Below are 19,729 nucleotides of genomic sequence, written 5' to 3'. Positions count from 1 at the left end.
GTCCGAGTGCCGAAGTCGAAGAAGCTGTGGTCGCTCGCAGGGGCATGCGTGCTGGCCGGCGTGCTCGTAGCCGGATTGCTCTATCCCGTGGCCAGCGGCGTGGGTATCGCGTCGAATCGCGCGGCGTCGGCAGTGGAGAACGTCTCGTCGGAGTTGCTCAGCGGAACACTGCCCGAGGTCACCACGATGACCGACGCGGCGGGGACACCCATCGCACGACTCTTCGATCAGTACAGGTACCAGGTCGGATACAACGACATCTCCCCCGACATGATCCGCGCGATCATCTCGATCGAGGACAGACGCTTCCTCGAGCACGACGGCGTCGACTGGAAGGGCACGATCCGCGCCTTCCTCAAGAACTCGTCGTCGGGCGAGGTCCAGCAGGGCGCGTCGACGCTCGATCAGCAGTACATCAAGAACTACCAACTCCTCGTGCTGGCCCGCACCGAGGCCGACCGCCAGGCCGCCATCGAGACGACCCCCGCCCGCAAGCTGCGTGAGGTGCGCATGGCGCTCACGATGGAGCAGTCGCTGCGCGACGAGGCAAAACGAAAGGGACTCGACGACGCCGCGGCCAAGCAGGAGGCGAAGAAGCAGATCGTCACCCGCTACCTCAATGTCGTGCCCTTCGGCAATAACGCCTACGGCATCGAGGCCGCGGCACAGACATACTTCGGCAAGAGCGCCAAGGATCTGACCGTAGGCGAATCGGCGCTGCTCGCGGGCATGGTGCAGTCGAGTTCCGCGCTCAACCCCTACAGCAATCCCGAAGCGGCGACCGTCCGACGCAACACCGTCCTCGACACGATGATCGCCAACTTCCCCGACCGACGCGTCGAGCTCGAAGCTGCCAAGAAGGCCCCACTCGGAGTCCTTCCCCAGCCGCAGACGCCGGTGCAGGGCTGCATCGGCGCCGACAACAACGGCTTCTTCTGCGACTACGCACTGCAGTTCCTGGCCGAGAACGGCATGTCGCGATCGTCTGTGACCCGCGGCGGCTACATCATCCAGACCACTCTCGAGCCCGAGGTGCAGCGCAACAGCGTGCGGTCCGCACAGGCCAATGTCAGCCCCGACGCCGACGGTGTCGCCGCGGTCATGAGCGTGATCCGGCCGGGCACCAAGTCGCACGACGTTCTGTCGATGGCATCGAGCCGCAACTACGGACTCAATGCCAACGCAATGCAGACCGTGCAGCCACAGCCCTTCTCGCTGGTCGGCGACGGCGCGGGCTCGGTCTTCAAGATCTTCACCGTCGCCGCGGGCCTCGAGAAGGGGTTGCCGGGAAACTCCAACATCCCCGTTCCCGGCAGCATCGCGGTTGAGGGCATGGGCGACAGCGGCGGTGCCTTCGGCTGCCCGGTCAACTATTACTGCGTCAAGAACGACGGTAAGTATCCGGCGTCGATGTCGATCACGCAGGCGCTCGCGCAGTCGCCCAACACGGCGTTCGTGAAGTTGTTGCAGCAGGTCGGCGTGAAGCCCGCGGTAGATATGGCCGTTCGCCTCGGCATGCGTTCATACACGGTGCCCGGCTCGTCGGGTTTCGGCGACAAGAGCATCGCGCAGTACGTCAAGGACGGCAATCTCGGTTCGTTCACCCTCGGCCCCTGGCCGGTCAACGCCATCGAGCTCTCGAACGTGGCCGCGACGCTCGGCTCCGGCGGCATGTGGTGTCCGCCGAACCCGGTCAAGTCGATCAGCAAGATCAAGCGTGACCAGTACGGCAACCCGGTCCTCGACCCCGACGGCAAGCCCGCGACCACTCCGGTCGCGTTCAATCCGCCCGCATGCGAGCGGGTCGTCGAACCCGGTATGGCCAACACGATGGCCAATCTGATGAGCCAGGACGACAGGGGCGGCGGCACGTCCGCGGGCGCAGCAGGCGCAGCGGGCTGGAACCTTCCGGTATCGGGCAAGACCGGTACGACGGAAGCGCACCGCTCGGCGGCGTTCGTCGGATTCACCAACCAGATGGCCGCGGCCACCTACGTGTACTCCGACGGCCCCAACCCGTCGGGTGTGTGTTCCGGACCCGCACGACTGTGCGGCGAGGGCGACATCTACGGCGGCATGGAACCCGCTCGGACGTGGTATTCAGCGCTCACCCCGATCGCGACGAAGTTCGGTCCTGTCAGCCTCCCGCCCGCCGACCCGCGCTACATGAACGGCAACAACAGCGGTCGAATACCGCAGGTCACGGGACTGCCTGCCAGCGACGCGACGTCGCGTCTGCAAGAAGCGGGCTTCAAGGTCAACCAGCTCGAGGTCGACAGCAGCAGGCAGCAGGGCACAGTGGTGTTCACAGCGCCGTCCGACTCTGCGATGCCGGGCAGCACCGTCACGATCTACGTCAGCAACGGCAGAAAGAACGACAGCGGCGACAGCCCGGGCCCGACTCAGACCACAGTCCAGGTGCCCGGCGTCGGCCCGGTGGTGATCCAGCTCCCCGGCTGACACCGAACGGTGAGTTGATCCCGGCTGACGCCGACCGGTGAGCTCATCCGGCTGACGCCGACCGGTGAGCCCGCTGGCGTGAGCTCATCGAAGCGTGCCGTTGAGGTGGTTGGCCTACCATGGTGGCGCGTATCCTGGGTGAATGTCTGATGTCCACACGGATGCCGCATCACGCGTGCGGGCCGCACTCTCGTCTATCGCGTCCTCTTCTGTCGCGTCGTCGTCTATCGGTTCGTTGTCTCCGTCTGGGTTTGTCCGCGAACAATTGTCGTCGCATCGCACCGCGCGTGCCCTCGGCGCGGCGGCGGGCCTCGCCGCGGGCGGGCTCTTCTATTCGACAGTGATCGAGCGCAACGCCTTCACGTTGCGGCACGCCACCATGTCGGTCCTCGAACCGGGCGCCGCGCCACTGCGCGTCCTGCACATCAGCGATCTCCACATGATGCCGAACCAACGTCTCAAGCAGGCGTGGGTATCTGAACTCGAGTCGCTCGAACCCGACCTCGTCGTCAACACCGGCGACAACCTCGCCCACCCCGGCGCGGTACCTGCCGTGATTCAGTCGCTCGGCGGATTGCTCTCGCGCCCAGGGCTTTTCGTGTTCGGTTCCAACGACTACTTCGGGCCGAGCCCCAAGAACCCGCTCAAGTACTTCAAAACCGATCACGAGCGCACCCACGGCACCCCGCTGCCCTGGCAGGATCTGCGTGCGGCGTTCATCGAGCGTGGCTGGCTCGACGCGACGCACTCCGTGCGTGAGCTCGAGGTGTCCGGTGTCCGCGTCGTCGCATCGGGCGTCGACGACCCGCACATCGAGCGCGACCGCTACGACACGATCGCAGGCCGGCCCAACCCGCTCGCGCACCTGCGCCTGGGATTGACGCACTCGCCCGAGCCGCGCGTCCTCGACCGCTTCGCCGACGACGGCTACGACCTCGTGATGGCGGGCCACACGCACGGCGGACAGCTCTGCCTGCCCGGCATCGGGGCCATCGTCACCAACTGCCACCTCGACCGTTCCCGCGTCAAGGGACCGTCGAATTGGGGCACGTCGATGAAGTTGCACGTCAGTGCCGGACTCGGCACCTCGCCGTGGGCGCCTGCTCGGTTCTGCTGCCGCCCTGAGGCCAGCCTGCTGACCCTCACTCCGGTCTCACACGGCGACGCCGAGTTCGACGAAGACCACTCGCTGCCGCAGCTGGCCTCCGAGACGAGCTGACAGCTCGATAAGGACTGACGGCTCGATACGGACGTCCCAACAGAAACCGGGGACAGAAACACGGGATAGCCCCAGAAACAAGGAGGCCCTGACCTGGATCACTCCGGGTCAGGGCCTACTACTACTTCTCAACCACAAGAAGCTTTGTCGGTTCCGGTTCAACCAGATCCGTTGTCGGGGTGGCGGGATTCGAACCCACGACCTCTTCGTCCCGAACGAAGCGCGCTACCAAGCTGCGCCACACCCCGTGTGCAACCTGCGATAGCTTACCCCCGCGACCGCCCAGCTACTAAATCGCCTGGTCAGAGTGCCGATTGCAGCCGGCGCGAACAGGCGATCGGCAGCGCGAATCCAGACGCGGACACGAGAAGCACGGAGCACAATCCGACCACCCATGGTCGCCCGAGGACTCAGAACAACGCATTCTGAGACAAGGTTTGGCATCACTACCACACAAAAAGGACCCATCTGTCCCTGTGGTCACTAGTGTCCACACCAGAACAATCACCTCTCGACAAGCGCGACCAATTCATCAGAATCGACCATGCGAAAGGTACGGGCACATGAGTAGTGAGTTCGAGAAGTATGAGGCGAAACAAGGCACCGCATTCGGAATCACCGTCGTGGCCGCTGCACTTCTGTTCGTAGCCGGCATCGTCGGAGTATTCGCGGGAATCTCCGCGATCGCAGGCGACAATCTCTATGTCGCCACTCCCGACTACATCTACAAATTCAATCTCACCACGTGGGGCTGGATTCATCTGATCATCGGCATCATCGCGATCATCATCGCGGGCGGCCTGGCGGTCGGCTCCGGATGGGCGCGAGTCTCGGCCATCATCATCGCGTCCCTCTCGATCATCGCGCAGTTCCTCTGGCTGCCCTACAACCCGTGGTGGGCGATTCTGATCATCGTCCTCGATATCGTTGTCATCTGGGCCGTGTCCACCTGGGAACCCGACGTCGTCTGACGCCGATCTCCTGAACTGCCAATTCACACCAGAGAGCGGGCGAGCCCTGGACAAGGGCTCGCCCGTTTTCAGTCACTCGGCGCGGTACCGACCAGGAAAAGCCCAGGTCGGCGTCGACGGTCGGCAAGAAAATGACTGAAAACGGGAGGGCGCTGACCGGCCGCCGGCTTCGTGCGTGACAGACCCGGCTTCTTGCGAGACAAAGTCGGCGCGCGAACCCATCCGCCGTGTCTTCGGTGTCGAATCCTGCAACGTTCCCAGAACACCACCCGACCCCAGGAGTCGTCCGATGCACACGCAGCGTCCCGTCCGGATTCTCGTCGTACTCGCCACAGCACTGCTCGCCGCCATGACATCGCTGCTGTCGATGCCCGCACCCGCTCGCGCCGACACCACGCTCCAGCCGGTCAAGAATCTCGACGTCGAGCGATACCTCGGTACCTGGTGGCAGCAGGCAACCATCCCGGCGTTCTACGGAATTCGCTGCGCCAAGGACACCAACGCCACATACACACTGATCAATCCGACGACGGTCGGCGTCGACAACAAATGCACCAGCTTCACCGGGCAACCCGACGGCATCAAGGGAAAAGCGACAGTCGTCGACCCAAAGAAGAGCAATGCCGCGCTGGCGGTTTCCTTTCCGGGAATCCCGAACACGATCAACACCGGCTCGTTCCCCAATTACGTGATCGCGTGGGTCGCGGATGGCAAGAATCCGAAGGGCCCGTATGAGTACGCCATTGTCGGCGACCCGTACCGGCTGTCGGGTTTCGTGCTGAGCCGACAGAAGGTCGTGAGCAACGAGCAGCTGCATGCTGCGGCTCAAGACGGAGTCGTTGGGCTTCAACTCGTGCACCTTCCTGATCTCCCCCATCACGGGTGGCCGCTCGGACTACTCGCCGCTCTGCACCGTGTGACCGACCGGCCCGGCGGTGAACTCGAGCCGAGTTCACCGCCGGGCCGATTACCCTGAACGCGTGGACACCGCGCCAAGCCCCACCACGCTCATCGCCGCCGCGTACCGCATCGCCGACGACCTCCTCTTTCCCGACGCCGCAGAGGTCGACCGCACCGGCGAGGTCCCCGCCACCCACTGGACGGCACTCGCCGACGCCGGGCTGTACGGCATCGCAGCACCGCAAGCAGTAGGCGGGCCGGGGCTCGAGCTCACCCAGGTCATCGAGATCATCGAGGTCCTCACCAGTGGCTGTCTCTCCACGGCCTTCACCTGGCTACAGCATCACGGTGTCGTCATCTCGCTGGCAGGCACCACCAGCGACGCCCTGCGGGACGAACTCCTCGACGCCGCCGTGTCCGGCCGCACCCGCGCAGGCGTCGCCTACGCGGGGGCGGTACCGACACCGCCGAGGATGAGCGCGTCGCGCACCGACGGCGGCTGGGTCTTCTCGGGATACGCACCGTTCGTCAGCGGGTGGGGCCACATCGACGTGCTGCAGATCTCGGCGCGCGACGTCGACTCCGACGACGTCATCGCGGCAATCGTTCCCACACACCCGATGTCGGCAGCCATCACGGTCTCGCCGATGCGACTCACCGCGGGCAACGCATCGCACACCGTCAGCCTGCGCGTGGATTCGCTTCCTGTTCCCGACGCCCTTGTGGTCAGCAGGGTCGCGCTCGACGACTTCTTCGCCACCCAGAACATCGGCATCCGACTCAACGGCGCGCTGCCGTTCGGCATCCTCCGCCGCTGCACAGCACTGCTCGACCGGGGAGGCGCAACCGCGCAGGCCCGACGACTCCGCGAGCGCGGCAGCGAGATCCGCACCCGCCTCGACACCTCACTCGCCGACGCCGACGCACTGCTCGCCGCGCGCGCCGACGGGGCGCAGCTGGCAGTCGATGCCGCCGCAGCGCTCGTGGCAGCAGACGGCGGCCGTGCGCTGGTCGTCGGAAGCGACGCCGACCGCCTCTCCCGCGAGGCGACGTTCACCCTCGTCGCCGCGAGTCGCCCCGAATTGAAAGGCCTACTGCTGCAACGCTTCAGCGGAGAGAGCGAGTGATCGTCGACTGTTCGGGCCGCACGAAGTCGCGCAGGAACAATGCCTCGGCGATGGCGAGATTCTCGATCTCCGACGGGTCGACGCTCTCGTTGGGCGCGTGGATCAGACACGACGGCTCTTCGACGCCGAGCAGCATGATCTCGGCGTCGGGGAAGGTCTGCTGCAGCACCGTACACAGCGGAATCGATCCACCCTGCCCCTGCATCACCACGTCGCGCCCGTAGGCGGAGCTCATCGCGTCGACCAACGCGTCGAAAGCAGGCCCCTCGGTCGATCCGGAGAACGGCGCCCCGATGGCCTCGCGCTCGATCGAGATCTTCACATGCCAGGGCGCGACCCCTTCGAGGTGCGCGATCAGCGCGTCCTGAGCAACCTTCGCGTCCGTGCCGGTCGGAACCCGCAGGTTGATGCGTGCACGTGCACGCGGGGTCACCGCAGCCGACGACCCGACGACCGGCGAACAGTCGATGCCGAGCACCGTTGCGGCCGGGCGCGCCCACACCATGTCCGAAATACGACCGGAGCCAACGACATCCACGCCGTCGAGCACGGTGGCGTCGCGCCGGAAGTTCTCCGCGGGGTAGTCGATACCGTCGAATTCCTGTGTGGCATCCAGCCCGCGAACAGTGGTGTTGCCGTGCTCGTCACGCAGACTCGCGAGCATCGAGATCAACGCCGCCAATGCGTCGGGAGCCGCACCACCGAACATGCCCGAATGCATTGCGGATTCCAATGTTTCGACGCTCACGACCACATTGGCGACACCACGAAGACTCGTCGTCAAAGTCGGTTGTCCCACAGTGCAATTGCCGGAGTCGCAGATGAGAATGGCGTCGGCGTCGAGCAGTTCGGGATGCTTCGGCACGAAGTCCTCGATACCTCCCGACCCCTGCTCTTCCGAGCCTTCGCCGATGATCTTGATGTTCACTCCGGCCTCGCCCGCGAGTGCGCGCAGCGCGGTGAGGTGGACGGCGATGTTGCCCTTGCAATCTGCTGCACCCCGCCCGTACCAGCGGCCGTCGCGTTCGGTGAGTTCCCAAGCGGGAGACTTCCACGCGTCGGGATCCATCGGCGGTTGGACGTCGTGGTGAAAGTAGAGCAGCACGGTCGGGGCGCCTGCCGGACCCGGGATGTGCCCGGTCACGGCCTTGCTTCCGTCGGCGGTCACATGCGCTTCGACGTCGTGCACCCCGACCTCGGTGAACGCCGCGATCAGCCACTCGACCATCGCGTCGCAGTCGGGCGGAGGCTCACCCGCGGGGTCGTAGACGGATTTGAAGGCAACCATCTCGGCGAGATCGCTGCGAGCCTGCGGCATCAGCTCATGGACTCGAGCACGAATGGGGTCGACAGCCGTGGAATCGGTCATGCTTCGAGTAACTCACATCGCGGGGATCGTGTCACGTCGAGGGCGCAGTACCGCGGTCGACTTGCGGTTGCGCGGTGGCCACAGCGGCGCGATACTCGCTGGGAGTCATCTTGAACTCGTCACGAAAATGCTTGCGCAGCAAAGCGGCGGACGTAAAGCCCGACTTCGCAGCAATGACGTCGAGCGCCGACGAATCGTGTTCGTCGAGCAGTTCACGAACGTACGCGACCCGTCGTGCCACGATGAGTTCTGCAGGCGACTGTTCCGCATGGACGAAGTGTCGGTAGAGCTGTCGCCGACCGATCCCACGGCTGTCGACCCCATTCGTGCTCGAGTCCATGAGCTGATGCCGCAGGCTCGCAGCGATCTCGCCGAGATGGTTGCCTTCAAATCCGTCTACGACCCCGCGGGTGAGCCTCCGCCCGACTGCGACGCGATGGTCGAGTGGCTGATCGCGGCCCACTCGTCCTCTTCGGACACGGGCTGATTGCGCACCGCGGCGTCGACGGCAAAAGCTCGCACGAATCCCGCCGTCGCCAGACCTAACGTCGTCTCCTCGATCGTCGGCAACATCCCGCTACGCGCGGACGTGAGGCCGTCGTCGATCTTGTGTGCCGGGATCATCAGCATCGTCGACTCGCACACGGCCGCGAACTCGCCCACGAACGGGCTGGCCGTCGTGATCAGTGCCAGTTGGTTGGAAAGGTAGCGTTTCGTCCTCCCGAACTGGCGAAATCGCAGCGTTCCGGCCAGGCGATGTACCGCGGCAATCACCAGCGGCGGCCCCTCCTGCGCCGCTACGTCGTCTACCGTGCGTTCCGTACGCCGCGGAGTCGACAGTTCGCAAAGCGCGTGCACCGTCGACAACGGACGGTAGAACACCGACGCGACGAACGACGCCGGTTCCGCGACGGTGAGTCTTCCGAACCCGGCCGAATAGGCGTCGACACCCGACTCACCGCACAACAGCGTGGAGGTGTCCGGGCGTGACGCCTCCAGCTCACGTTTCCATGCCTCGACCGCTCGGCTGTCCAGTCGCGTCGGCGTGGCCTCAGCCATCGCTCGAGCCATCGTCGTGTATGAGGCCCGTGATGTCGTCGTTCGCCTGCACACGACGTCGGAACTCCTGTGGCGTGACGCCGTAGCGGGCCCGAAACCTGTTGCGCAGCGCGTTGGCCGACGGAAAACCGGAAAACTGTGCAAGGCGGGCGATGCTGATGTCGGCCTCGCCGCTCAACAGCTCTCGTGCACACTCGAGCCGACGTTCGACGATCATCTCCGCGGGCGAGTGTCCCGACGGCGCGAGATACCGGTAGAGCTGACGCCTGCTCAGATACAGCCGGCGGGCGAGCACATCAACGTCGAAATCAGAATCCCAATAGTTCTGATCTATGAGCCTGCGCGTCGCCACCCGCGCGAATCGCGCATCGCTCTCTTCGCGCAAGGAGCTCAGGTCGGATTGCCGGATGGCGGTTCGGATCAGATCGACCGCACTCATCTCGGTTTCTGAGTCGATGTGCTTGCCGCGCACCGCGGCTTCCCGGACAAATGTGACCAAGAACGCCGCAATCGCCGAACCAAGAGTCGACCCCATGATCATCGGCGCGAATGATTTCTGCCCCGGCAGGAAATCATCACCCAATAGTTCTGCTGGTACACACATTCCCAGCGGATCGGTGATGTCGAATGATTCCACCTCGATCGGCGACCGATTATCGATGACGACGAGTCGATCCGACTGCCCAAAGCGGTATGTGCGGCCGCCGTGGCGGATCTGACCGGACATCGGTAGCTGCTGTGTCGCCACCAAGACGTAATCCGAGCGGTGATGCTTGATCAGTTCGACGGTGCGCGCCGTCGTACAAGGTGTGCGGAGCAGCGCGAATACCGAAGTCACACCCAACGTGCGCCAGAAGACATGCTGCTGCAGTTCCGTCCCGTGCAGCGGCCTGACCGACAAGGCCGAGATGAAGTCCGATGCTCCACTGTCGGCCAAGCAGGCGTGTCGCGACAGCTTCTCCCTCTGCGTCTCGGAAGCGCCCATTCGCTTGTACCAGTCAGCAACGACCTCCGGGTTCAGCCGGTATCTCGCCGGCCCGCGCATACGACCCGCTTCAGCATTCGGTCCGCCATCAGTTTTTGGGGTGCCGTCAAACATATCGCTGTCGGACATCGTCACCTGGCTCGAAGTCAGTGTCGTGGATCGGAATCCCCGGAGGGCCGATGTGATTCTCCCAAACAGACGGAACATCCGCTTGCTCAATCGCGAACTCGCTGAATTGTCGAGGCGCGATTCCGAACTCGGACTTGAACCTGTTTCTCAATGTACTGACCGACGTGTATCCCGACCGATGCGCCACTTCGTCGAGGAGTATCCTTTCATCGCCACTCAGAATCTCGCGTGCGCGCCTGAGTCTCCGTTGGTTGATCAACCTCGACGGTGTCGTTCCCGTGTCGTCGAAATGCCGGTAGAGCTGACGCCGGCTCATGAACAACTCCTGCGCAATGGAATCCGGGGAGAAGGCGGGGTCTGTGTACCGGTCCTCGATCATGTCGCGCACGCGTTGACGAACAACGGGCGCGCTTGTCGACGGGTGTCGACCGAGCCGGTTGCCGTGGGTGACGGTGGCGCGCAGTAGTTCGACGACGATGCGTTCGGCCTCTCCACCAACGGCCCGATTCGCGGTTGCGGCATCGGCGACGAAACGTCGCACAAACGCAGCGACCGTGTGAGGGAGTAGTCCATCCGAGCGACCCGGGAGTACCGCATCCGCGACCCCGAGAGCCTCCTCGCGCACCAGCAGGATCGTCAGGTCCGTGACCGCCGTCGTCCAGAGCGCGAAGGGTGTGTGAGTCGGGATCACCGCCATCTGTCCTGGCCGCAGCGTGGCCACTTCGTCGCCGACTCTGACGTGACTGCATGCGCTCACACCATGAACGACAACGACGACCTCGCCCCCCGTTGCGCGCCCAGCTCCCGCCCCGCGCGTCAGTCGAAACGGGGTGGCCAGACACGCGTAGGCGCGCAGCATCGACATGGTCCGCTGATAGCTGAGCGCCTCGAAACCACTCTGGCCTTCTGCGGCTGCGATGGCCGCATCCGAGAACTGCGCCAATCCGTTTCGCCCCGACAGCGCCCGCGGCGCACGCCCGGTGAGCCCGACCCCGAGGCCCCGCTTCCACCGCACGACGGCATCCTGGGACAGCGACTGCGAGACGTCCCCGGATCGAATGCTGTTCATCGCCTCACCAACCATCGCTGACTTCTCTCGCATACTCGAGGGGCGTGATTCCGTACCGCGCCGTGAAACGATTCCGAAGGGTGGCCACGGACGAGAACCCCGAGGCGTGCGCGATTCCGCTAAGGCCATAGGAACCGCCACGCGCGATCAACTCCCGCGCCCTGTCGAGCCGACGCTGCGCGATCATCTCCGCTGGGGATTCGTCGAACTCAGCGAGCCGACGGTAGAGCTGGCGTCGACTGAGATGTAACAGACCGGCGAGCGACTCGGCGTCGAAGTCAGGATTCCGGTAGTTGCGGTCGATCGCATCGGTCACCCGTTCACGCAGCACAGCCGGGCTGTCGACGGTGTACGTCTCCCGCGACCTGTGTGGATTGAGGGTGGACCGAAGGAGGTCGATCGCCGCCATCTCGGCGTCGAGTTCGACGTCGGCGCCCCGCACCGCGACGTCGTAGGCAAAGTTGCGCAGGAAGACCGCCGTGGCCCGACTCAGCGGCGAATCCTCCATCACGGGATCGGCCTCGGCGAGGTCGGCGTCGTTGATCATGTCGGCGGGCACCCAGACGCTCGCATACTCGGCGGTGGTCGTGTTGGTGATCGAGAAGGTCTCCGACATCGACAGCGCGGCAAGTGGATTGGAGTAGGTGAACGAGTATTGGCGATCGTCGGAGGTCACAAAACCATCCGTGATGGAGTCGGTTGTACCGAACAGAACGAAGTCAGAGTTGTACTCCGAAATGCACTGGGTTGTCCTGTGCATCGTCGACGGTGTGCGGAGCAGCACGTAGGTGAGGACGAACGACAGCGGACGCCAGAAGAGATACTCGTCGAAATTCTCTGCTCCGTCATGCGGTTCCAGCACAAAAGTCGGCATGTAGTTCGCGGCGTCGCCCGCTCCGCTGCGATGTAGATGCCGCGACGAGGCGCTTCCGAGTTGCGGTGACGTGCCCACTCGCCGGTACCAGTCGTTCAGACGTCCGGTATCGAATCGCTTACCCGCGCTCTTGCTCATTCACCTACGCCCGTTCAGAAGTTCGACGCGGCAAGACGATCATCGACGAGACGAAGAAGCAGACGGCACCGATGAACGTGCAACTGTTCGCCAGGACGTCGTCGACGGTATTGCCGTCGGGTGTGATGTACGCACCCACTGCGCTCACGCCGAAAGCGATGCAACCCAACAAGTTGATCTGCGCCGACCACCATCCGACATCACTGGGATTCCACGCCTTGCTGGTGTGGTTGTACGCGACGAGCACGAGTATTCCGCTGACGAGAAACATCACCGAGCCTGCGGCATCCGGCGACCATACGAGATGCTTCTCCGATGCGATGTTGCGCGCGGACAGTGCGGCCGCAGTGCTGGTGTTGAACATCAGAGTGCCGAAGAATTGTGTAGCTGCCGCAAGCCATTCCGCACGCACCATCGTTCCCGGCGCGTAGTCGACGGGCACAGTGACCGCGCCGCTGCGCAGCAATTGCACCAACGCCGCGGCCGTGAAGAACCACGCGCCGATGAAGTAACAGATGTTCGCATTTGCAGCGCCCATCCATATGCCGATCCACGGCGCTGATCCCAACGCGAAGAGCGCGGAGCCGATCATGAAGCCCCAACACTGCTTGGTCAGCGTTGGTGTCAATAACACGCGATGCCAGTCGGGGGTCTCCACAGCGGCAGAGGTCACGACAACTGCTCCTTTCTGTCAGGTACCGAGTTTCGGGCACGTACCGAGACGCACACGCCCTGATCCGTACCTTCTGCCGTCACCACGGCGCTCGGCTGTGGGTGAGCGGGTATCCACTCCCCGCAGCCCGAGAGCCGGAGGTGACAGTGCTCGGCAACGAAGCCGATCAGCAGTGGTGCCGATCGACTACGCCGGCGATCAGTGGTGGAAGTGCGAGCCGGTTCCTTCGCGCGGCATCGCCGTCTCAAGCTTGTCGAGGAAGGCCACTTCGCTCTCGATGTCGGCGAGCAGCGCAGCGGCCAAGTCGTGACTCAGTCCCGCTCGTACCACAATTCGCTGCAGCGTCCAGTCCGCCAGGCCGTCGGCCATGGGATAGGCAGGGACGAGCCAGCCCTTGAGCCGCAAGCGATCTGAGAGATCGTAGAGCGACCACTTGTCGGTGTAACCGTCCTTCAGCTTCCACGCGAACACCGGGATCGTGTCACCGTGGCTGACGAGATCGAACGGCCCCATATCCGCGATCGCGTGCGAGAGGAACAGCGCTACGTCGATGGAACCCTGCTGAATCGCCCGGTATCCTTCGCGTCCGAGTCGCAGGAAGTTGTAGTACTGCAATAGAACCTGGGCGCCGGGACGCGAGAAGTTGAGGGCGAGAGTTGGCATGTCGCCGCCGAGGTAGCTGCAGTGGAACACCATGCTCTCGGGCAACGCCTCGGTGTCGCGCCACACGATCCATCCGAGGCCGGGATAGACCAGCCCGTACTTGTGGCCGGACGTGTTGATCGACACCACCCGCGGTACGCGGAAGTCCCATTCGAGCTCAGGCTGACAGAAAGGCGCAACCATTGCTCCCGACGCCCCGTCGACGTGGATCTTGACGTCGAGTCCGGTGGATGCCTGGATCTCGTCGAGCTTTTCCGAGATCTGTTTGACCGGTTCGTACAGCCCGTTGTAGGTGACGCCGAGGATGGCGACGACTCCGATGGTGTTCTCGTCGACGTACTTTTCGAGATCGTGGCCGTCGAACACGAAGTGTTCTTCGGAGACGGGGACCCAGCGCGGCTCTACCTCGAAGTAGTTGAGGAACTTCTCCCAACACACCTGTACCGCGGTGGACAGCACCAGGTTGGGCTTGTCGATCGGCTTGTTCTCTGCCTTACGTCGATGCTGCCAATGGCGTTTGAGCGCAAGGCCTCCGAGCATCGCGGCTTCGGACGAACCGATGGTCGACGTTCCGATCGCTGCTTCGACGTCGGGCACATGCCACAGATCGGCGATGGTCTTCCAGCATCGGTCTTCGATCGCGGCGGTCGCCGGATACTCGTCCTTGTCGATCATGTTCTTGTCGTAGGTTTCCGAGTACAGCTTCCGTGCTTCGTCATCCATCCACGTCGAGACGAACGTCGCCAGGTTCAGCCGGGCGTTGCCGTCGAGCATCGCCTCGTCGTGGACGATCTGATAGGCGGTCTCGGGCAGACTCATCGAGTCCGGGATGGTGAACTTCGGGAACTCGGTCGCCTCTCCCGGTCGCGCGAATACCGGGTTGAGGACGATGTTCTCGGTGGTGTTGGTGGTCGCACGCGCGTTGGTGTGTTTGCGTGACTTGGTCATTGAGATCTCCTCGATTTCGTTGTGCTTGTGCTTCGGGGGGGGGACGTCAGAAGGCGAGGTTCGTAGGCTGTCACTCCTACACTTCGACCGGCGGGTACAGGCGATCCATGTTGTACTGCCTGTTTCTTCGCGCGGCCAATGTCGAGACGGCGAGGAACAGGCATGTCAGGCCGATGACGACAGCCAGTGCGATCCAGAATCGACTGTCGACGCCACCGACGGTGAGTTGTCTCAGTCCGGTGACCGTGTACGTCATCGGGTCTACCCAGTGGATGTATTGGAACGGTTTCGTCGTCGTCGGCACGGGATAGATACCTCCCGCGGACGTCAACATGATCATCAGGAAGGCCAGTGTGACAACGCGGCCGACAGCCGGGCCGAATAGCGCGTTGAACATCTGGATCATTGCCATGAACATCGCCACCATCAGAAGCATGAAACCGAAGGTGGCCCAGGGGTGTGTCGGACGAAGCCCGATGGCGAACACGACCACCAGATACAAGATCGCGGCCTGCAAGACTCCGACCACGAAGGTCGGTGCGTAGGAAGCAAGGATCACACGGAATGAGTTGAGTCCCTGAGCAATCGGTCGCGCCTGCAATGGTGTGAACAGCATCCACGCGATGATGCTCCCGACGAACAGTGCCAACCCGAAGAAGAAGGGTGTGAAGCCGGTGCCGAACGTCTTGGCCTCATTGAGAGTGTTCTCCTCGAGCGCGACAGGCTGCGCAAGCGACTTCGCGAACTGCTCCTTTTGCTTCTCAGACCACTTCGGTATGTCCGAAACGCCGTCGTTGACCTTGCCTGCCAGTTGCTGCGTACCATTCGCCAGTTGCGTAGTACCACTGGACAATTGGTCCGCACCGTTACTCAGCTCCACGAGACCGGTACTGAGTTGGGTCGCGCCGCTGCTGAGCTCGTTCGCCGCACCCCGCGCAGACATGATGTCGCTCTTGAGCTTTCCGCTCTCGAGGAGGGTGAGCGCCTGCCTCACCGGACTCTGCGGATCGCTCATCTGCGCCGAGACCACGGCTGCATCGCTCTTCACCTGTGTCAGTTGATTGTTCGCGTCCGGACCGAGTCCCTGCGTCTTGAGGAAGCTCTGGACCGGACTCAGCGCGCCTGCGAGCGCCCTGATATTGGGATCGGTGCTCTGTGCCAGCTGCGCGACGGTGTTGTCGACGAGTGTGCTCGCCTGAGATTGGGTCGTAGAGGCAGTGTTCAACTGTGCCGACACCGCCTGGGAGTTGGTCCCGAGCCGATCGGCCGCCGCTGTCAGTTCGGCTGTCGAGAGTCCGCTGCCTCCAGCGTTGTTCAGCGCCGCAAGAATCGGATCCGTCGCCGAGGTGACAGCCGAGTCGAGTTCATTCAGTCCCCCAGCGAGTTCTCCTGCTCCGTTCTTCGCGGTGACGAGGTTGGTGGAGAGTTCGTGCGCGCCCTGGTTCGCGGTCTTCATGCCGGCATTGAGCTGATTGACTCCTGCCTGCGCTTCTTTGAGCTTGGGGATCAGCTTGCTCACATCGCTGAGCACGATATCGAACGTCTGAGCACCCACCTGCGCGCTCACCTTGTTGACCACCTGTTGGGCCGCATCCTGCCCCATCACCGTCGACAGGTAGTTGTTGGCATCGTTGTAGGTGAAGATCAAACGCGCCGAACGCGGATTGTCGCCGGTCGGCGACGCGACGGACTCGCTGAAGTCGCTGGGCAGCGTGATGGAGAAGTAGTACTTCCCGTCACGCACGCCGTCTGCCGCGTCCTTTTCCGAAACCTCATGCAGATCAAGCTGTTTCGAGTCGACGAGTCCTTGCGCGACCTGCGCACCGGCGTCGAGCTTTTGTCCCTGCACCGTGGTACCGGCGTCGGCATTGACCAACGCGACGGGGATCTTGTCGACCGCATTGAACGGATTCCAGAAGGCCCAGAGATAGAGCGCGCCATACATCAGGGGCATGAGGATGATGACGATGAGTGCGAGGCGGGGCATCCGGCCGCGGTAGTAGCGTTTGAAATCGCTACCCGGAGAGAAGGCTGCGAGCATGTCAGACACGGTCCTCGGTCTCGAGTTGCACGAACTCGTTGTCGGTCAAATTGTGAACCTCGATCACGTCTCGCACGTGAGCGTCAGGGAATGTCCCGTTGACATCTGCGGTGATAACCGTCTGTTGCTCACCGAGTGCCGCTAGTCGATCGAGGAGTTTCTGCGCGCTGTCGATTCGGGTCAGCCGATCGATTCCGCCGACCACAAGGAGTGGGGGCTTGCGTATGTTTGCCACCGCAATCCGCAACATCGCGGCGGTGAGCTCGGGGAGTTCCTCCACGTAGTCGTCGATGTCCGGCAGGGAGTATGGGCCGAAGACGGGTCGGCAGATTCGTTCCATGTCATCAGGCGTTGCACGACCTACCCACTTGTACCACTTTGCCGCCCAACGTATTTGCTCGGTGATAACGTCACTCACCCGAATGGTCTGTTCGATGCCGTCAACCTCGTCGATCCATGCGATCGCCGAGCGGGAGAACAAGTGTTGGGCATTGTTGACCTTGCCGAACGCGTGCAGCTCTCCCGACGACGGTCGCATACGTCCGGCCAGAGTCAGCAGCAGCGATGTTCGACCGCGCCCACCGGAACCGACGAGCACCGTGACGCCACCTCGCCGAATCGTCACATCGGTCGGGCCGAAGATGTGGCCCCACGACGCGCGTACACCGATTCCGTCGGCCCGCAGCAGGGTCTCGTCATCGACACCCACGGCGTCGCCGACGCCAGTGGACTTTTGCACCGCAATGGGCGCGGTCACTGGATCACCGTCTGTCATCACCACTCAATTCACTGGCGCGGCAGCGCCGGACTCGAGAATGGGCAGACCATTCTTCACGGCCGAGCCGTTCTTCATGATCAACGAGAAGTTCTTCTCCGGGTCGGAGATGAGCGAGATGTCGGCAATCGGATCCCCGTCGACGACGAGGAGGTCGGCCCAGGCGCCCTCTGCGATGACACCGAGCGGCGCGGAACCGTAGGGATCGCGATTACCCGCCATGGCAAACAGCTCGGCGTTGCCCGATGTGAGCATCTTGAGCGCCTGTTTGTTCGGGTAGAACTCGCCGAGGCGCGCGGCCATTTCACTTTGCCGCGGAGCTGATTCGGGTTCGAGCAGGAGGTCGGTTCCCCAGGCGGTCTTCACCCCGTACTTCTTGGCCCACGCATACACATCGGCTGTGCCGTTGCAGATTTCGCGATTCTTGCCTGCACGGTCGGCATCGGGATAGCTGTGATCGTGCTCGAAGAACGGCTGCATCGACAACCAGATCTCCTTCTCCGCGATGAGGGCGACCGTCTGCTCGTCTGCGAGATGCCCGTGCTCGATCGAGCGCACACCGGCCTCGATCGCGCGTCGGATTCCCGAGACTGTGTAGACATGCGTCGCGACGTAGGTGCCGTAGTCCTCGGCAGCCTGAACCGCCGCGCGCATCTCTTCCGGTGTGAACTGCAGCGTGTAGAGCGGGTCGTACATCGACGCCGCGCCACCGCCAATGGTCAGTTTGATCTGCGAGGCACCCTTGCGGAGTTGTTCACGCACCGCTGTCAGGACATGCGCAACACCATCGGCGACACGGGTGAAACCGATCGAGTCGGTACGGCTTGGGCCTCCGTCGAACTCGTAAGGGATCTCGTAGACGAAAGCGAAATCGCCGTGACCCGAAGTCTGGGAAATCATCGCCTGGCTGGGATTTCGCGGACCCTCGAACTCACCCTTGTCGATGAGGCTCTTCACCGGAGCTGTATCACCGCCCATGTCCCGGACAGTGGTGAAACCGCGGAGCAGCATGCGACGAGCTTCGGCAATCGTGTTGCCGAATAGCAGGCCGGTCGCGCCCATCACGAAATCGAGATAGTTGTTGGCATTTCCCATCAGGTGGACGTGGGCATCTGTGAGCCCTGGCATCAAAAAGCGTCCGCCACCGTCAATGACAGTCGTCGGAGTTCCCGGTGTCTCGCCAACGGGCGAGTCGGAAATGGCACTGATTCGCGATCCCTCGACGACCACATCGGAGTTCTGTCGTACCGAATCGCTGACAGCATCGAATACATTCACATTGCGAATAACTGTCCTCGGTGAGGATTTCTGGCTAGGCATGGGCCAGAGATTAGCGTCGAATTTGTGACGACGTCCATCTCCGTGCCTAGGTGACACATATCCGACCAAATGCGGGACTTATTACCCTAGGAAGAATTTCACAGCCATTTGGCGGCTCTTCCGGAACGACGGTGCGTAGAACGGGTTCTCGTGACCACTAGATGTAGGTGATCAAGGTCGCGGGGTGATGGGCGGTGTCGCTGGAGGTGTAGGCGGGTCCTGCGGTGTGAGGATGAAAGCTCTCACACCATCAGCCCGACACCGACAGGACCCATGTTGCAGCGTAGCGCTATTGCCGACACCATTTGCCGCACCATCGAGCTCGGGGTGACGATCACCGATGCCGCCCTCGACCCCAAGGACCCGCACACCGTCCAGGCGGGCTGGCGCGGACGCCAACGAGCGGGCCGCGTCCAGCGCAAGGGTGTTCACGGTGTTCCAACCCAACCCGACCGCCGCGGCGACCGCCTTGACCGACATCTTGTCGACGATCATCGCCCGCAGAATCCAGGTCGTGGTGCGCCGGGTGACCTGTGCCCGCGGCGCCACGATCGTCGAGATGTCGGCACGAAAGATCGTGGTGGGACAGTCCGGGTTGTCGCACAGATAGCGCGGCACCGCGATATGCAGCCGAGTCGGATGCCCCACGATCGGCAGATCAGCAACCTCACGATCGATGTGGTCACGCAGCCGACCCGGCCGCCCGCATCCGGGACATGTGTTCGTCGGTTCCAGGACCTCGCAGAACACGTGGGTGCGGTCCTCGCCGTCGAGGGCGGCATCGGTGATCGTCACCCCGAGCTCGATGGTGCGGCAAATGGTGTCGGCAATAGCGCTACGCTGCAACATGGGTCCTGTCGGTGTCGGGCTGATGGTGTGAGAACTTTCATCCTCACACCGCAGGACCCGCCTACACCTCCAGCGACACCGCCCATCACCCCGCGACCTTGATCACCTACATCTAGTGGTCACGAGAACCCGTTCTACGCACCGTCGTTCCGGAAGAGCC

General features: G+C 63.2%; 15 protein-coding genes, 1 tRNA gene and 3 pseudogenes. 6 read left to right on the top strand and 13 right to left on the bottom strand.

Going from position 1 to position 19,729, the window contains the following annotated elements; translation table 11 throughout:
* The first annotated feature begins 6 nt into the window (after positions 1-6).
* Positions 7-2,460 carry a penicillin-binding protein gene (locus A5777_RS05545; RefSeq protein ID WP_064861914.1) on the top strand — a complete coding sequence of 818 codons (2,454 nt, stop codon included), beginning with the start codon at positions 7-9 and terminating at the stop codon, positions 2,458-2,460.
* Positions 2,461-2,602: 142 nt separating this feature from the next.
* Positions 2,603-3,679 carry a metallophosphoesterase gene (locus A5777_RS05540; RefSeq protein ID WP_197502301.1) on the top strand — a complete coding sequence of 359 codons (1,077 nt, stop codon included), beginning with the start codon at positions 2,603-2,605 and terminating at the stop codon, positions 3,677-3,679.
* A gap of 174 nt (positions 3,680-3,853) precedes the next feature.
* Here the strand turns inward: A5777_RS05540 and A5777_RS05535 are convergent.
* Positions 3,854-3,927: transfer RNA gene (locus A5777_RS05535), tRNA-Pro, on the bottom strand.
* Between the two features lie 315 nt (positions 3,928-4,242).
* Here A5777_RS05535 and A5777_RS05530 point away from each other — a divergent pair.
* The 3 genes and pseudogenes from A5777_RS05530 to A5777_RS05520 all read left to right on the top strand — a co-directional run bounded on the left by A5777_RS05530 (position 4,243) and on the right by A5777_RS05520 (position 6,677).
* Entirely contained in the window at positions 4,243-4,650 is a 408-nt protein-coding gene (locus A5777_RS05530) for a DUF7144 family membrane protein (RefSeq protein ID WP_064861913.1), read from the top strand.
* A gap of 289 nt (positions 4,651-4,939) precedes the next feature.
* A pseudogene (locus A5777_RS05525) lies at positions 4,940-5,570 on the top strand (lipocalin family protein).
* Between the two features lie 60 nt (positions 5,571-5,630).
* Entirely contained in the window at positions 5,631-6,677 is a 1,047-nt protein-coding gene (locus tag A5777_RS05520; protein WP_064861912.1) for an acyl-CoA dehydrogenase family protein, read from the top strand.
* Here the strand turns inward: A5777_RS05520 and A5777_RS05515 are convergent.
* Together A5777_RS05515 and A5777_RS05510 are read right to left on the bottom strand one after the other, a co-directional pair.
* Positions 6,658-8,046, bottom strand: coding sequence for a dipeptidase (locus tag A5777_RS05515; RefSeq protein WP_064861911.1), 1,389 nt, complete (start codon positions 8,044-8,046; stop codon positions 6,658-6,660). The genes A5777_RS05520 and A5777_RS05515 overlap by 20 nt on opposite strands.
* Before the next feature lie 31 nt (positions 8,047-8,077).
* Positions 8,078-8,386, bottom strand: a complete 309-nt coding sequence (locus A5777_RS05510; RefSeq protein WP_082933556.1) for a helix-turn-helix domain-containing protein — start codon at positions 8,384-8,386, stop codon at positions 8,078-8,080.
* On the opposite strand from A5777_RS05510, the pseudogene A5777_RS25795 reads away from it, so the two are divergent.
* A pseudogene (locus A5777_RS25795) lies at positions 8,315-8,506 on the top strand (hypothetical protein); the annotation flags it as partial. The gene A5777_RS05510 and the pseudogene A5777_RS25795 overlap by 72 nt on opposite strands.
* Here A5777_RS25795 and A5777_RS05505 read toward each other — a convergent pair.
* From A5777_RS05505 to A5777_RS05460, 10 genes and pseudogenes are all read right to left on the bottom strand, one after another.
* The gene (locus tag A5777_RS05505; protein WP_197502300.1) at positions 8,443-9,105 is read right to left on the bottom strand and encodes a hypothetical protein; all 663 of its coding nucleotides are present in this window, start codon (positions 9,103-9,105) and stop codon (positions 8,443-8,445) included. The pseudogene A5777_RS25795 and the gene A5777_RS05505 sit on opposite strands and share 64 nt — an antisense overlap.
* Positions 9,098-10,090, bottom strand: a complete 993-nt coding sequence (locus A5777_RS05500; protein WP_197502299.1) for an AraC family transcriptional regulator — start codon at positions 10,088-10,090, stop codon at positions 9,098-9,100. Before A5777_RS05500 ends, A5777_RS05505 begins: the two co-directional genes overlap by 8 nt.
* Positions 10,091-10,196: 106 nt before the next feature.
* Entirely contained in the window at positions 10,197-11,288 is a 1,092-nt protein-coding gene (locus A5777_RS05495) for a helix-turn-helix domain-containing protein (protein ID WP_197502298.1), read from the bottom strand.
* Between the two features lie 4 nt (positions 11,289-11,292).
* Positions 11,293-12,300, bottom strand: coding sequence for a helix-turn-helix domain-containing protein (locus A5777_RS05490; RefSeq protein WP_064861907.1), 1,008 nt, complete (start codon positions 12,298-12,300; stop codon positions 11,293-11,295).
* A 4-nt stretch (positions 12,301-12,304) separates the two neighbouring features.
* On the bottom strand, positions 12,305-12,973 hold the full coding sequence (locus A5777_RS05485; protein ID WP_064861906.1) for a hypothetical protein: 669 nt from the start codon (positions 12,971-12,973) through the stop codon (positions 12,305-12,307).
* A 198-nt stretch (positions 12,974-13,171) separates the two neighbouring features.
* Complete coding sequence (locus A5777_RS05480; RefSeq protein WP_064861905.1) at positions 13,172-14,584, bottom strand: glutamate decarboxylase; 1,413 nt, start codon at positions 14,582-14,584, stop codon at positions 13,172-13,174.
* Positions 14,585-14,660: 76 nt separating this feature from the next.
* Positions 14,661-16,625, bottom strand: coding sequence for a YhgE/Pip domain-containing protein (locus A5777_RS05475; RefSeq protein WP_064861904.1), 1,965 nt, complete (start codon positions 16,623-16,625; stop codon positions 14,661-14,663).
* Between the two features lies 1 nt (position 16,626).
* Positions 16,627-17,400, bottom strand: a complete 774-nt coding sequence (locus A5777_RS05470; RefSeq protein WP_231894957.1) for an ATP-binding cassette domain-containing protein — start codon at positions 17,398-17,400, stop codon at positions 16,627-16,629.
* Positions 17,401-17,406: 6 nt separating this feature from the next.
* On the bottom strand, positions 17,407-18,720 hold the full coding sequence (locus A5777_RS05465) for a metal-dependent hydrolase family protein (RefSeq protein WP_064861903.1): 1,314 nt from the start codon (positions 18,718-18,720) through the stop codon (positions 17,407-17,409).
* 348 nt (positions 18,721-19,068) lie between these two features.
* Positions 19,069-19,569, bottom strand: a pseudogene (locus tag A5777_RS05460) (transposase family protein); the annotation flags it as partial.
* Between the last annotated feature and the right edge of the window lie 160 nt (positions 19,570-19,729).

The sequence above is a fragment of the Gordonia sp. 852002-10350_SCH5691597 genome (assembly GCF_001665715.1).
In the GTDB taxonomy this organism is placed as follows: Bacteria; Actinomycetota; Actinomycetes; order Mycobacteriales; family Mycobacteriaceae; genus Gordonia; species Gordonia sputi.
Note: the sequence above shows the minus strand (reverse complement) of the source record. Positions and strands in the feature narration are given on the sequence as shown.